Here is a 14,310-nt window from a genome sequence, read left to right on the forward strand (position 1 = left end):
CTTTATAGTGTATCCAACCCTAGCTCTTGCTTCTTCTCTTCGGTAATAATTCCCTCGGCGTTCCACTTGCGATAGTCATACAAATCTTTCATGATCCTGCTGTAATAAGGAAGACTGCCAGCTGCCGCGCCTGTCTGGCGATCATGCAGCAGCATCCTTTGCGGAAGCACATCATCTTTACGGCTTAAGCCCAGCCTGTTGTTGTACATGCGCTTGATATTAAACAACCTGTCTCCTGCAAGCTCAACATCTTTACCCGTCAAGTTCCATCCTGTGGCTGCATTAATCCATTGACTAGCCATTTCCGGAGTAATTTGACCCAGCATGATAAATTTACACAAGCCCAAAGAATTGAATACAGTCATGAAATTCATCAACCTAACCGCATATTCAGCCTTGTTTTCATAGCCATGTGGCTCAGACGGTTTGGTGAAGTCTACACATTTGGCAGGATAAGCTCCGCCTTCAGAGAAGTAACCTAAACATTCAAGGTGGCAACCGCCTCTGTTGCAGGTTGCATAGTCAACTACCATGGTGGTGTAAGCGCGGGGATCGTGCATAGCAAAGGCCTGCCCCTTGGATTGGATGGCAAATTCGGGGGCGATACCGCCGATTTCTTCTGACGCTCTTTTTACGCCTTGCGCAAGCAATCTGCCTAACCCAACTTTGTTGTTGGCCATTTTTTCCAGAACTTCTAACAATTCTTCCTTCATGCCCCACTTGAATTCAATACCTTCAGTGTCTCTTTTAGTTAACAAGCCGTTTTCATATGCTTCGATGGCCATGGCGATAGTGCTTCCTGCTTCAATCGTGTCCATGCCGTATCTGTTGCAGAGGTCGTTGCAGGCAGCGATAATATTAAGGTCATCATTTAAGATGTTGGAACCAAAAGCAGCGCCCGTTTCATATTCAGGAGCGTGACCTATAGCTCCTTTATAGGGGCCTAATGGAACTTTCGCTTCCTTACCGCACCTGATAGTACAGGCATGGCATGCATGATGACCGGTTTGGATGGTCTCCGCCAGCATTTGACCGCTGGTTTTATAAGCTCCTTCTTCCCAAGAGCCGAGAGTCCAGTTCTTGATAGGCAGATCGCCTTCAGATTCAACGCCCTGTATGGTTCCCAAGGTACCAAAGTCATGAAGGATCGCCGCATTTGTCTTCAGAACCTGAGCGAATTCCTTTGTGAACGCCTGTAATTTCGCTTTATCGTGGAGTTCCACTTTTTTGGTGCCTTTAACAGCAACGGCCTTTACCTTTTTATATCCCATTAAGGCGCCGAAGCCGCAGCGGCCGGCTGTCCTTGTTACAGGGGCGTCCATCATTATAGAGGCCATTTTTATTTGATTTTCGCCGGCTATACCGATACATGCAATTCTCGCTTTTTCATCAGTTTTACTTCTCATCAAATCAGAAGCCTCAAAGACATCCTTGCCCCATAAATCCTGCGCATCAATAAACTGGACTTTATTATCATTTATATAAATGGCTACAGGCTTATCTGATACTCCTTTTAAAATAAAACCGTCATAACCGGTCTTTTTAACTTCGGCGCCCCAATGACCACCAACATTGGCCTCGCCCCAGATCTCTGTCAACGGGGATTTGCCAACAACACTTGACCTTGCAGATGACGGCGCCAATGTCCCGTTCAATAAACCCGTCATAAATATTAATGGATTCTCTTCGGACAGAGCCGGTTTTGTGTAGTCATAATTGTTATATAACAAATATGCGGCTACACCGCTGCCACCCAAGAACTTCTTGTAAACTTCATTTTTTATGGGAACCTCTTTAGTTGTTTGGGATTTTAGATCTATTTCAAGTACTTTACCCCAATATCCAAAAGCCGTCCACATCCATAAACACTCCTTTATTAGTCAAAAATCCACAACCTTGAAACCGGCTTCCTGAGTGCAACCTCTACTTCGTCTACGAGCCCGACTTTTTATACCGTAACTTTAACAGTTCACTGCAAAAATCAATAAAATACAGTATGTTCCATGTTTAATTTGAAGGTCGTCATTTTTGTCCCCCCTTTGTCAGAGCATTTTTATGATTTTAAATAGAGCAAATATCATGCCATTTTATTTTGGGCTGATTTGTTGTTCTGTTTCCGGGTTGCCGGAAAAGGAAACAAGATACCGTTTGATATCTCATGCATTCTCATGCATTTTGTCAGATTACGAAAAACAAGAAAAATTCCAGACTAATGGAAGCACAGAGAAAAGTTTCATATCAATGCAAAAACCCTAACTTTTTGCTAACTAAAACCGCATAAACACTGCCGTTTAATGTGAAATATGGTATAATAGTAAGTAAATAGAAGTTATCAAGCATGTTAATACCATAAGCACTCTGCTGTCTCTTCACAATACCTGCTCATCAGGAGCATGTATTCCCATCACATGTATCACATGTATTCCCTTCACATGTATTCCCTTCACATGTACCCCTGTCATGTTTATGTCTTTCTTCCCTTGTTTCCGGGTCTGCGCCATTTTCATCGGTGATAAAATCGAGATTGTATTCATCCATGAGCCGGATAGCTTCTTGGACTCTGTAACCTTTGCCACAGAACCTGGTTACTCCGGCTAATGCAACCATTTCGAATGCCGGTCTTTCTATGGTACCGGTAATCAGGACTTCGCAGTCAGCGTTAATGATGTTTTCTGCCATTTTCAAGTCATCTGTACCATGTTGAGGGTCGTTATTCTTATATGAATCGATACTCATATCGTCAGTTTCAATTATCAGCAGATAGGGACTATTCTCGAATGATTCCCCTACAATGCTTTTCAGATCCGGTCCATTTGCAGAAACAGCTATTTTCATAGTATTCATTCTCCTTTTAAAAGAAAATTAGTGCTATTGTCAAAAATCCAAGATCAATTTCCGCTCGCTTCTATCAGCAGTTCTATAATGCCACCGCAAGCCATGCCTTCCTCTTCGGCGATGTCCCCTGTCATATCGACACAGTGTATCAGATATCCTCCGCTTTTTATCACATCGCGCGCAAGAAGGGTGACCCTGCCTTCACTGCATCCCCCACCGATGCTTCCCAATGTCCTTCCGTCAGGCCATACCAACATTTTGGCTCCTTCTTTCCGCGGGGCGGAACCTTTTGAAGATACAATTGATCTTCAAGTGTTGCGATCCCCGCCTTTATAGATGAGAACATTCCCTTGTCGTATTCGGGATTACCGACTATTCCTGTTCCGAGCCTTTCAAGTACCGGTATCAGTAAATGAACATTATAGCCTACTATTACACGGGTATCCTGTATGCGGCACATAGTCGGTGGATAAAAGCACACTCTTCATCTGAGTCAACAACGGGTGCCTGAATTCTGAATACCTCACCAACGAAAGCACCTGGACCGGTATACCGACAAGTACATTTATCCTTTCCTTTTCAATTACTGAAAGTGTTGATTCCGGGTCTGTCACAAGTCCATGTTTGACAGCGACAGCATTCATCCTGCCAAGAGCCTTATAAAGCAGATCACCTATACTGCCCGGACGCTCACCCGGAAGCAGGATCAATATCCTGTCGCCTTCTCCGGACAAATTACTCATGCCGTGGTGGAAAAAATCCATCGTCTCTTCCTGGTCACCGTCAGTCAGGAACAACCTTTTTGGATTGCCTGTAGTTCCTGATGTTGTTACTGTTTTTATGCGTGATATCTGCTGTTGCGGGACACAGATGAAAGACAAAGGATCCTCAGTCAGATTTTTGCTGGTTGTAAACGGAAACAGCCGGAATTCATCCAGCGAAGTAATATCAGTCGATTTGATTTTGGCAAGATGATTGCGGTAAAAACTGCTGCGGTCTTTAGCATATCGAATGAGATCATTTAATTTTTTTACCTGATATTGTTCGATCTGCTCTCTTGTAAGCGGATTATTAGTACTGCCGTTAATTTTACGGTTTATCCATGCATCGAGCGGTGTCTTTTTTATCTGCCTGTCCACTGCGTCAGCAAATGTGTTAGCTATATCTGTTCCCCTCCAAAAGCAATTCACTGTCTTCCAAAAGCTGCAAAGTGTACTCGATAGTTTCAGTCATCATTTTCATACAAAAGTAAGGATTCGACTTGTTCCATTCAAGTAAGTCTGAACAATTCAAGCTACCATACTGTTTTTTGAACCAATCTACAAGTTGAGGCGCCAAAACAATTACATAATCTACCATGTGCAGTGACAGCACACACGCAGCTGCACTTAGGATCCCGCACAGATTCTGGCAATACAGTCCCTTGCAGAGTCCTTTCATTGACTTTACAAGATCCTCATTCTCTTTTTGCAGGACTTCCAGCCCTATTGTCATAACGATTTGTGAGCAGCAATATTTTTCATCTGCAAGTTCTGATACGCGTTCTGCAATATCGATCATATATTCTATTCACTTCCTTTTTTTTCCTTACGGCACGTCTTTTGTGGCCTTACCGCCTTCCTCCGGTGCAATTTTCGCCCTATGATCCTTCAAAAGATAAATCAGGAATTGCCGGGAATATTCTTAAATGCCATCCTCACAGCATGGGCTAGAGGGGTTAAATAACTACGCCTTTGCCAAAACCGCAATCAGGATACCGGCAGTCTTTACATGCCAGACATAACCCTCCGATATCAGCGAGATGTGCTCCGCTTGGGAATTGACAATACTCTACTGCATACCTCGTCAGTTCAAAACCCCCGGGGTGGAACAGCGGACCGCGGCACTTTGTATAATAGTCCATTTTTCACCTCAGAATATAGCGCAGGCAAAACGGCATTATTTTGCCTTCTTTATCGATATGCAGGCTCAATTGCGCAACCGCTCTATATCTACGTTATATGCATCCTGAAACGCCATTGCCGTGATCGTCAGGCCATGGGTCCTGAGACGGCTTAAAAAACCATCGAGCGATGTGACATCATCATTTTGACAGTTGTCGTCGCGGCGCAGCCACCTTCTTGCCACAAAATTGCGGTTCTTCTCCACTGCCGAAGCCGAGCCGGGCGTTTTGTCCATTTGTGACGAACAACAACAGGTGTTCTGTTTGGGCTGTTCCTTCGTCAGAGACATCAGTCCGTCCGGCATAACAACAAAATCTCCATGGAAACCACACATCGGATGGTCGCAGTGAGAGAACTTAAAGCAATCAGGTCCTACCCCGGCCTGTTTTTCTATCTCTCGGATAAGCTCCGGCAGCGTTATTCGCATTTCATCGGACGGCACTTTCGGATATCTCCCAAAATAGCTGACCGGCTGAAAATGCACACCGCGCACAGCAGGTGAATTCCTCACAGCGAATCTATTATGCCGCCTATGTTATCGACGTTTATGCCGGGTACCAGCGTGGGCACAAGTGCCACACCCAAATTATGCCTTGAGCAGTTTTCTATCGCTTCAAGTTTTTTTCCCAATAGCGGTACTCCGCACATCCTAACATAAATATCGTCACGAGTACCGTCAAATTACATAAAAACAAAGGAAAGCCCGGCTTCTGCCAGCTTATTTACGAACGGCGGGTCTTCGCAAAGGCGTATCCCGTTGGAATTTAGCTGGATGTATTGGCAGCCTGCGCGCACCGCAGCATCTACAATGTCCGGCAGATCGTCCCTCATTGTCGGTTCGCCGCCTGAAAGGTGCAAAAACGTCATACCCTTTGAAACAAATTTTTGGAACAGATCGTACAATTCACTGACGGATGGCTCTTTGGCAAGTCCATCTTCAAAGCAGTATGCACAACTGAGGTTGCACCTTGATGTTACCTCAATCTCTATGCAGCAGGTGCTTTGCAGGTGTGAGGCACATAGCCCGCATCGGTCAGGGCAGCTGCCGGTATCTTCATGCCAGGGCGGGAATCTTAGCCAGTGTTCCAAGTCACCGCGCCATACAACTGTAGAAAAAACCCCATGTACATGGCAGTTTTTTTTAAGGTATACATCGTTTCCTTCTATGTCGTAATGAGCCGGCACCTTCTTCAGGCATATGGGGCACAGGCTGGCAGTATCTCTCATTATTTGTCCTCCACAGTGGTTTCGACCTTCGCTATCTTTTCAAGGACCATTTTCTCTGACAGATACACCTGCCCGCACACCGGACATCTGGGAACTTCAGCGTCAAAAACCAGGCCCAGGTATCCAAACTTCGCCTTTTTGCTTTCCAAAGGCACATTGCATTTTGAGCATATTATCTCTTTCATAGACTGTCTCCCATGGTTTAAAGCATCTTTGCCGGTTCTCCGGATAGCCTGTCTATAATCTGTTTTCCTCAAGTATTTCCATACGGTGCGAATAAGAGTTTAAGAGTATATATTTGTCTTCGTTCTTCCCATACTCTACCCAATACGTTATGATACCCATTTTAAAATGACCGATATAGCAATTTTTTTCGGGGTCGTAAAGCTTGCAGCCAGTCGACTCACAATGCTCTATAGCTGCTGCAACTTCTTCTTCAAGTATCAATGAACTGTTCAGTTTTTTTACCATATGAGGTGATATTACAATTTTCATCGAGAATCCATCTTCTTTTATTTCCTCTGATGTTTCGCCAAAGACATGCTCTAAAAGCATGTTTCTGGCAATCAACCTGTTTTTTCTGCGGGTCCCCAGTGATGGCGGAGCAAAACCGCCTCCGTTCAGTCCGAACACTATGTCCAATATATGCACACACTCTTTGCCCTCCCGTACAAACGTGTCACGGCAGTTTGTGCAATAGGTTATATACGGGTTTTCGCTTGCATTTATCCTGTTTTGGACTATGCGTTCCTCTAAATTCCGGTTAGCTTTGGCTATATGCCCGCCCCAGCCGCAGCACTGCGCTTTTTCTCCGTGAAACTGCAGTTCCTCAATATTAGCACCAGACATGTATGCCATACGGCGCACACTTCTTTGCATAGATACATTATTTCTGCTTGCGCAGGGGTCGAAGACACACATGCTTTTCCTGCCCGGCTCTGTTTTTCCCCCGGGTAATCCTTTTTCGGCCATCACCTCGTAAAGAGAAATACCGTTTGCCTCGTGAAGGAATTTTTGCAGCTGCAGTTGGCATGTCGGGCAGGAAAATATGATTGCCGGTCGTCCGAAAGAATCCCATTTTTCTTTTATGCCAGCTATGACACTATCGTTCAACTCCCTGTCCGCACCCCAATCGGCTGGCGCGCCGCAACAACCAATCATTATTGCCGTATCCGGAAATATTTCGAGCAGATACTCGTAGGATCGTGTCACATATCGGGGGTCGCTCGCTCCAAGCTGACAACCCGGGAAGAACATATATCGGGCAGCCGTATGTCCTGGAGCAAGCCTGAAAACTGCCGCTGCACTGTTTGAAAACAGCATGTCCCGAATAAAAAAGTCGTGGAATGCAGGCGGGTAAACTTTGTCCTCGAACTTGAAATGCCTGAAATCAAAAAAGAAAGAACCCATATCTATGCCCTGCGGACATACTTTGCCGCACAGCCCGCAAAGATTGCACGAAGACATGGTACGGGTGGAGTGCTGGCGCGTAAGCCCGCTCTTTGAAGACAACGTAGTTATGGCCTCCGCTACCATCAATTGCGGCGGTTTACTGAAATAGCTGAAAAGCTCGCAGCCTTCCTTGCATTCCGTACAGTTACAGCGCAGGCAGCGCTTTGCTTCAGCAACGGCCTCATCGCGGTCATATGCGGCACCTTGATGCGGCTTTACTGCAGCCTCGGGTGAAACATTCGACAGATCTTTTTTCAACTTGGTCTCTGTGATCATGAACGACTCGGGCATGCCGTCCATCCTGCCTATCTTTACATACTTTTCTATAGAGTGCGCCACTACTGAGGCCTGCGCGATATCCTCGACTGGAGCCGCGCCAAGCACACCGCCTCCAATAAACACACCAGGGCGTACTGTGCCAAACGATTTTTCGTCGATACCATCCAGAAGGCCAAAATGCTCTCCGCCTTTTCCAGTAGCTATATATGCGGCATCGAACTCTATATCTTCCAAGCTGTTTATTTCCCTGTTCAATTCAATATTGCAGCGCACATATTGCATCTGCCGTTCAATCTCGGGCAAAAACACCCCGGGGTCCAGCATGTCCCACAAACGGCCGCCTACTCTGCCGCTTCGCTCGTACAGTGTCACGTCGTAGCACCTTGCGCCCAATCGCAGAGCACAGGTGAGCCCTGCAAGCCCACCGCCTATGACGGCAATGCGCTTGTTCTTTTTGGGCAGGTTGAACCGCAACGGTTCATCTGAATCGGTAAACCGCACGCTGGCCAGTTCCAACATTCTGAGAGATATAGCCTCATCATGCCCTCCACGCACACAACGGGATCTGCACAGCTGCGAACATACCCTGCACACTATCGCCGGAAAAACGACCTTATTCCTCAATATTTTATATGCAGCAGTAAAATTGCCCGCCTGAAGCTGTTCGGCAAATGCACGCACGTCAAGGTTCAATGGACATGCCGCACTGCAAGGAGGCAGTTTTCCATGAAGGCAATCCTTGGCAAAGTTTTCATAGTCAAATTTTGTCATATCATCCCTCATAAATATTGCGCGGACTACACCTGTAACAGGTGTAGCCCGGCAAATTTATTTCTGTGAACGGTCATGCTGGTGTCATTGTGCTTAGAAGTTCTCTTCGTCCGGCACAGGATGTGCGTCAAGATACTCTAACTCATCGTACAGGTCCAACCCAAGGTAATATTTTTCGGGTTTGAGCTCCTTGCCTGTAGCTTTTGCTTCCATGGCTGCCTTGACCTTCTCCGGCGTGGCCGGGAGTTCGTAAATGCGCACACCGACAGCATTATTGATGGCATTAATGATAGCTACATGGAAGGAAGACTGGAAGTTCTCCGAACAGCCGCCAGAACCGAAAGGCCCCCATTTCCTGACGCTGTCATGCCAAATGAGCTCGATCTCATCCGGCATTTCTTCGCATTCGAGTATTCCGGCACCTCTAAGAGTAGAGTGCTTCTTGGGATCGCTGAAATCTTCCTTGAGCGCAAAGCCGACACAATGTGACATCCCGCCATATGCCTGGCCCTCAACACCCTGCAGGTTACCTATCTTGCCTATGTCAGCCACACATGTCGCCTTTAACACCTTCGTCTTGCCGGTGACAGAGTCAATTTCCACTTCTGCCATGTATATGCTGTAGAGCTTCTCGTGGTAGGCAAATCCCTGACCAGTGTTCGCATCGAGGAACTTGGTGACTCCCTGGGGTGAAGATGCATAACCTTCTACCATTGTTGGTAAGCCTTCGGCCACCATCTCGTCATAAGTACGGTATGTGCCGTCTTTCTTGCGCATAAGATCCATCAGTTTGTTCGCTGCGTCAATTGTGGCAGCTCCGGCATAGTAATGCATGCGGCTGCCGCCTGACAAACCTGTGTCAGGAGAATATTTGGTGTCGTTCGCTTCGAGCCTGATCTTTTCCAAAGGAACATTCAAAGGCCTGAGAGCTTCATATGTGAGCATCAGGCAACTGCCTTCAGCATGTTGGCCCACGTCCTGCCAGGTGTTGTGGTTGACGAAACTGCCGTCCTTGCATAATTCAAGGGCCACACTGGCATGGTCGGTAGGATCTCCGAGGATATATGCGCCAATCGATATGCCTACGCCGCGCTTCTTCGCAAGAGTGCTCTCAGCCTTCGCTCTTTTCTTAGCCTCTTCGTATTTAGGCCGCAGCATATCCATCATTTCATGATAATAATATTCATTATACTCATGGCCAGTCGATGAGGTCTCACCAGGACGTGCAATATTCTTATAGCGGAAATCAAACGGATCTATGCCCAGCTTCTCAGCCATCATGTCAATGATAGATTCGGAAGCAGTAAACGCTTGTACAAATGAAAACGCCCTGTATGTTGTACAATAGCTAAAATTCGAGAATGCCGCCATCGACACGCCGCGGATATTCGGGATATAGTAGGGGAAGCCCATGCACACCAGGGATTTTAGCAGCAGTATCTGCGTATATTCGACATAAGCGCCTGTCTCATAGCAAAGCTTGTATTCTAAAGCCTTTATCTTGCCGTCTTTGTCGCATGCAAGGCGCACATTGGAATTTGACGCCGAACGTTTGCCCGTCACTATCTGGTGTTCAGGATAAGTCAGTACGATCGATACCGGCCTGCCCAGCGCCAGAGCACAAACCGCTGCATATGCCGGCGTTACAGGTGAAACGGAATATCCGAATGATCCACCTGTTTCATTTTGTATAATCCTGATATTTTCGGCCGGTACACCGATGCCGGCAGCGATCATGTTTATATTTCCATAAAGGAACTGGCTCTTGTACTGTATTGTCAGCATGCCGTCATCACCTATATATGCCTGCGCACAGTCAGGCTCCAGCGCCAGGTGAGGTTCTCTCTGCGTATAGAAGCTGCCTTCGACGACATTTTCGGCTTTCTCTACTATTTCCTTTGTATCTGCGCCCTTTTTGAGCGGCCACTTGAGGTAGATGTTGTTCGCACCCTCATGAATCTGCACAGAATCGGGCATTATCGCTTCAAGCTGATTCAGATACTGCGGCAGTTGTTCGTAATCCACTTTGACTGCCTTTGCTGCAGCGCGTGCGTGATCGCGTGTGTCTGCAGCAACTACTGCAACAACATCACCGATCTTAAATATTTTTTCATCGCAGATTATAGGGCGTTCAAGGCCGGTGCATTCAGCCCGCGGATGTCCTATCGGAAATGCTATGCGGTTGGTGCCTTTTACGTCCTTAGCCGTGACCACGCCCGCTACTCCTGTCATCTTGAGAGCTTCAGAATAGTCCACGCTCTTGATCTTGGCATGTGCCACATCAGGGATGACCAATGCAAGATGCAGCGTATCTTCAGGCATTTGCAGAGACATGTCATCACCATAGTTGGCAAGACCGGTTACCCTGGCTATACCGCTTTCGCGTCTTGGGAAACGCGTACCGTATATTTTTCCGTCGGCCGGAACCTTATAAGTTATATCATCCATCGTTGCTTCACCGCGCATTACCTTTGCAGCTGCCATCGTTGCATCTACCAGAGGCTTGTAACCTGTGCAGCGGCAGATGTTCCTGTTCTTCGTGAACCATGCACGTACTTCTTGCCTTGTTGGGTTGGGGTTCTTGTCCAATAGCGCTTTTGCAGAAACGATGAATCCCGGTGTGCAGAAACCGCACTGTATTCCGCCATATGTTATCCACGCTTGCTGGAGCGGATCAAGATTGTTAGGTGTACCTATACCCTCAATTGTAGTGATTTTAGAGCGATCAGCGATGGTCTTCATTTGCTTGACGCATGATCTGGCAAGTTCGCCATTGAGTATAACTGAACATGTTCCACACTGGCCGGCATCGCAGCCCACCTTGACGCCAGTCAGTCCCTGCCGTCTGAGTACTCTTGCAAGAGACTCCTCAGTGTCGCAAACGACCATTCTGTCAGCACCATTGATTTTGAGCCACAGCTTCTGTAAACCCATTGATTAACCACCTTTCGTTTTTTAAAAAATAAAAACGGACTAAAACAAGGCCTTAGTCCGTTAATACGCAAAGAAACACAGTTTGCATTAGTAAACAATTGTATCTATGTAGATACACTGTTAACCCAGCCCTTTCCAAACACGGGAGGCAAAAAAGTTTCCCTTTTCACCCAATGGTTAACTCGGCATTAACTCTCGTTGACAGCCTTGTAAACTCGGACTTATGATATTAAGTTATACGTTTTATATGTCTATAGACGAACCTCTTTAGTTGTTTGGGATTTTAGATCTATTTCAAGTACTTTACCCCAATATCCAAAAGCCGTTGACATCCATAACACTCCTTTATTAGTCAAAAATCCACAACCTTGAAACTGGCTTCCTGAGTGCAACCTCTACTTCGTCTACGAGCCCGACTTTTATACCGTTACTTTAACAGTTCACTGCAAAAATCAATAAAATACAGTATGTTCCATGTTTAATTTGAAGGTTGTCATTTTTGTCCCCCCTTTGTCAGAGCATTTTTATGATTTTAAATAGAGCAAATATCATGCCATTTTATTTTGGGCTGATTTGTTGTTCTGTTTCCGGGTTGCCGGAAAAGGAAACAAGATATGGTTTGATATCTCATGCATTTTGTTAGATTACGAAAAACAAGAAAAATTCCAGACTAATGGAAGCACGGAGAAAAGTTTACGTAAAGGAAATTTTTTCATAAGAACTACTAGCGCTGGAGCAATAATAAGGGCAAAAAAACCCACGCCTAAATCAGATTAAAAATTTTGGCGCAGGTTTATGATAATAGGGCAGCTTATTTAGATTAGTTGTCTTTTAATGCTATTGCCAAAAATAAGCTTTATTTGATTATATCTTATGGAAAATCAGAGATGGGAACGGATATGCACACATTAACCGCCCCAATATTTCAGACTCCCCAATGATATACCCGGCTTGGTTTGGTCAAAGATTGTTTTATAACTTCAATGGCCTTAAGAGTGTCTCCGCCGGCTTCTTCAAGATTTTTCCCCAGTTCTTCTGCCAAGAGTAAGGTCAATTCTTCCAAATAGTTGTCCAGGATAGCCTTAAATTTAAATATTAACTCTTTCCCTGAGGGTGTAGTTAACCATACAGGGAAGACAGTCTTTGCAACCTTGTTCGCCTCATTGACCTCGCCAGCGGTAACAGGCACGGTGGGCATGATTTTACTCCTTAATCTTCGGATTATTGATTATGTTTTATTCCCATGGGGGCAATAAGGAAGATTCTATTATCCATGGTTCGTAATGAGGGCGAAATTAATGGTTTAAAGGCCATTTGCTGTAGCACATCACGCTCAAGATCAATCCCCGGCGCTATTTCAGTAAGCATGACACCTTCCGCTGTCAACTCAAAGGTTGCCCTTTCGGTTACATAAAGCACCTTTTGACCAGTCTGGCGGGCGTAGGAACCGCTAAAAGTAATCTGTTCAACTTTTGGCACCAGTTTCATTACTTTACCTTCGTTAATAATATTTAGCTTACCCCCGTCAAAACCAACTTTTAACTTCCCAGCTTTAAACGTACCGCAAAATACCACTTTTTTGGCATTCTGAGTGATGTTGATAAAGCCGCCGCAACCTGTAATACGTGGCCCAAATTTACTGACATTGATATTACCCTCGCTGTCCATCTCCGCCATGCCCAGGAAGGCAATATCTACACCGCCTCCATCGTAAAAATCAAATTGATAAGGTTGGTCTAAAATGCAATAGGGGTTGGTGGTTGCGCCAAAATTAGAACCCCCGGCAGGGACCCCGCCTACAGGTCCAGCCTCTACGGTTAGGGTCATAAAATCAGCTATTCCTTCTTCAGCGGCTACAGAAGCAATTACTTCAGGGATACCGATCCCAAGGTTGACAATAGAATCAGGATGAAGTTCAAAGGCTGACCGCCTCGCGATTACTTTACGTTCATCGAGGGGTGATTGAGGTAATTGGGTTAAAGGTATATGGATTTCGCCATTGTAGGAGGGATTATATATTGCACCAAAGGTCTGATGGTGGTTTTGGGGTTGAGCGGTAACAACAACATCGACTAAAATGCCGGGTACTTTTACCAGACGGGGATCAATACTTCCGGCCGCCGCGATTCGTTCCACCTGGGCGATAACAATGCCCCCGCTATTGCGAGCTGCTTGAGCTATAGACAGGATTTCTAATGTAGTAGCTTCCTTTTCAAGGCTTAGATTACCTAATTCGTCGGAACTGGTGGCACGAATTAAAGCCATATTAATAGGTAGCGAGGGGTAGAAAAGTTTCTCTTTACCTCCAACCGTAATAACTTCAACAAGGTCTTCTTTGGTAATCTCATTCAGCTTGCCACCCTCTACTCGTGGGTCGACAAAAGTTCCCAACCCGACGTGAGTGATGACGCCCGGCCTCCCGGCTGCTATTTCCCGGAATAGTTGAGCTAAAGTACCTTGAGGCAGGTTATAGGCTTCGATTTTATTTTCAATAGCCAATTTCCCCATCTTGGGCTGCAGGTTCCAATGGCCGCCTATGACCCGTTTTACCAGACCTTCATGAGCCAGGTGGTTAAGCCCGCGGTCTTTGCCATCGCCTTGGGCCGCCGCATAAAGGAGCGTTAAATCTTGAGGTGTGCTGGTATTTAAAAAACGATTTTCCAATGCGATAACCAATTCTTCCGGGAACAAACTTCCCAAAAAACCGACGCTAGCAACTGTATCCCCCGTTTTGATTAAATTTACTGCTTCCTCTGCAGTCATAAACTTGGGTGCCATTTTGTCCTCACCTTCTTGAATAAATTATTTGATTGTTATTGGTTTTGTAGGCTGGCCAACCCTGTACTCTGCACCAATACCAAAGTCGCTA

Annotated in this window: 12 protein-coding genes and 1 riboswitch; all 12 genes read right to left on the minus strand. The window is 45.9% G+C overall.

All coding sequences use genetic code 11. From position 1 onward, the window contains the following. Nucleotides 1-2: 2 nt before the first annotated feature. The 12 genes from Psch_RS18675 to Psch_RS18730 all read right to left on the minus strand — a co-directional run bounded on the left by Psch_RS18675 (nt 3) and on the right by Psch_RS18730 (nt 14,219). On the minus strand, nt 3-1,859 hold the full coding sequence (locus tag Psch_RS18675; protein ID WP_190259287.1) for an aldehyde ferredoxin oxidoreductase family protein: 1,857 nt from the start codon (nt 1,857-1,859) through the stop codon (nt 3-5). Between the two features lie 526 nt (nt 1,860-2,385). Beyond that, entirely contained in the window at nt 2,386-2,835 is a 450-nt protein-coding gene (locus Psch_RS18680; protein ID WP_190259288.1) for a NifB/NifX family molybdenum-iron cluster-binding protein, read from the minus strand. Between the two features lie 53 nt (nt 2,836-2,888). Further along, nucleotides 2,889-3,137, minus strand: coding sequence for an XdhC family protein (locus Psch_RS18685; RefSeq protein WP_345789105.1), 249 nt, complete (start codon nt 3,135-3,137; stop codon nt 2,889-2,891). A 117-nt stretch (nt 3,138-3,254) separates the two neighbouring features. Further along, nucleotides 3,255-4,025, minus strand: a complete 771-nt coding sequence (locus Psch_RS18690) for a phenylacetate--CoA ligase family protein (protein ID WP_190259290.1) — start codon at nt 4,023-4,025, stop codon at nt 3,255-3,257. Further along, a complete protein-coding gene (locus Psch_RS18695) occupies nt 3,991-4,395 on the minus strand; it encodes a C-GCAxxG-C-C family protein (RefSeq protein WP_190259291.1) in 405 nt (134 codons plus the stop codon). Before Psch_RS18695 ends, Psch_RS18690 begins: the two co-directional genes overlap by 35 nt. A 408-nt stretch (nt 4,396-4,803) precedes the next feature. Next, nucleotides 4,804-5,220, minus strand: coding sequence for a hypothetical protein (locus tag Psch_RS18700; RefSeq protein WP_190259292.1), 417 nt, complete (start codon nt 5,218-5,220; stop codon nt 4,804-4,806). Nucleotides 5,221-5,459: 239 nt separating this feature from the next. Next, the gene (locus Psch_RS18705; protein ID WP_190259293.1) at nt 5,460-6,005 is read right to left on the minus strand and encodes a radical SAM protein; all 546 of its coding nucleotides are present in this window, start codon (nt 6,003-6,005) and stop codon (nt 5,460-5,462) included. Beyond that, nucleotides 6,005-6,190 (minus strand): DVU_1557 family redox protein, encoded by a 186-nt coding sequence (locus tag Psch_RS18710; protein WP_190259294.1) that lies wholly within the window; start codon nt 6,188-6,190, stop codon nt 6,005-6,007. The genes Psch_RS18705 and Psch_RS18710 overlap by 1 nt, the downstream gene beginning before the upstream one ends. Nucleotides 6,191-6,242: 52 nt before the next feature. Next, complete coding sequence (locus tag Psch_RS18715) at nt 6,243-8,507, minus strand: pyridine nucleotide-disulfide oxidoreductase/dicluster-binding protein (RefSeq protein WP_190259295.1); 2,265 nt, start codon at nt 8,505-8,507, stop codon at nt 6,243-6,245. Between the two features lie 93 nt (nt 8,508-8,600). Then, on the minus strand, nt 8,601-11,441 hold the full coding sequence (locus Psch_RS18720; RefSeq protein WP_190259296.1) for a molybdopterin-dependent oxidoreductase: 2,841 nt from the start codon (nt 11,439-11,441) through the stop codon (nt 8,601-8,603). A gap of 112 nt (nt 11,442-11,553) precedes the next feature. Further along, nucleotides 11,554-11,674: riboswitch (molybdenum cofactor riboswitch) on the minus strand. A 692-nt stretch (nt 11,675-12,366) separates the two neighbouring features. Then, nucleotides 12,367-12,639: an aldehyde dehydrogenase family protein gene (locus Psch_RS18725; protein WP_190259297.1), complete on the minus strand. Its 273-nt coding sequence runs from the start codon at nt 12,637-12,639 to the stop codon at nt 12,367-12,369. A 23-nt stretch (nt 12,640-12,662) separates the two neighbouring features. Beyond that, on the minus strand, nt 12,663-14,219 hold the full coding sequence (locus Psch_RS18730) for an acyl CoA:acetate/3-ketoacid CoA transferase (RefSeq protein ID WP_190259298.1): 1,557 nt from the start codon (nt 14,217-14,219) through the stop codon (nt 12,663-12,665). Nucleotides 14,220-14,310 lie beyond the last annotated feature (91 nt).

The organism is Pelotomaculum schinkii, from assembly GCF_004369205.1.
Classification (GTDB): Bacteria; Bacillota; Desulfotomaculia; order Desulfotomaculales; family Pelotomaculaceae; genus Pelotomaculum_C; species Pelotomaculum_C schinkii.

Coding starts and splice junctions, on each gene's coding strand:
- Psch_RS18720 (WP_190259296.1), bottom strand. CDS start 11,441: ATGGGTTTACAGAAGCTGTGGCTCAAAATCAATGGTGCTGACAGAATG.
- Psch_RS18710 (WP_190259294.1), bottom strand. CDS start 6,190: ATGAAAGAGATAATATGCTCAAAATGCAATGTGCCTTTGGAAAGCAAA.
- Psch_RS18715 (WP_190259295.1), bottom strand. CDS start 8,507: ATGACAAAATTTGACTATGAAAACTTTGCCAAGGATTGCCTTCATGGA.
- Psch_RS18695 (WP_190259291.1), bottom strand. CDS start 4,395: ATGATCGATATTGCAGAACGCGTATCAGAACTTGCAGATGAAAAATAT.
- Psch_RS18705 (WP_190259293.1), bottom strand. CDS start 6,005: ATGAGAGATACTGCCAGCCTGTGCCCCATATGCCTGAAGAAGGTGCCG.
- Psch_RS18725 (WP_190259297.1), bottom strand. CDS start 12,639: ATGCCCACCGTGCCTGTTACCGCTGGCGAGGTCAATGAGGCGAACAAG.
- Psch_RS18680 (WP_190259288.1), bottom strand. CDS start 2,835: ATGAAAATAGCTGTTTCTGCAAATGGACCGGATCTGAAAAGCATTGTA.
- Psch_RS18730 (WP_190259298.1), bottom strand. CDS start 14,219: ATGGCACCCAAGTTTATGACTGCAGAGGAAGCAGTAAATTTAATCAAA.
- Psch_RS18675 (WP_190259287.1), bottom strand. CDS start 1,859: ATGTGGACGGCTTTTGGATATTGGGGTAAAGTACTTGAAATAGATCTA.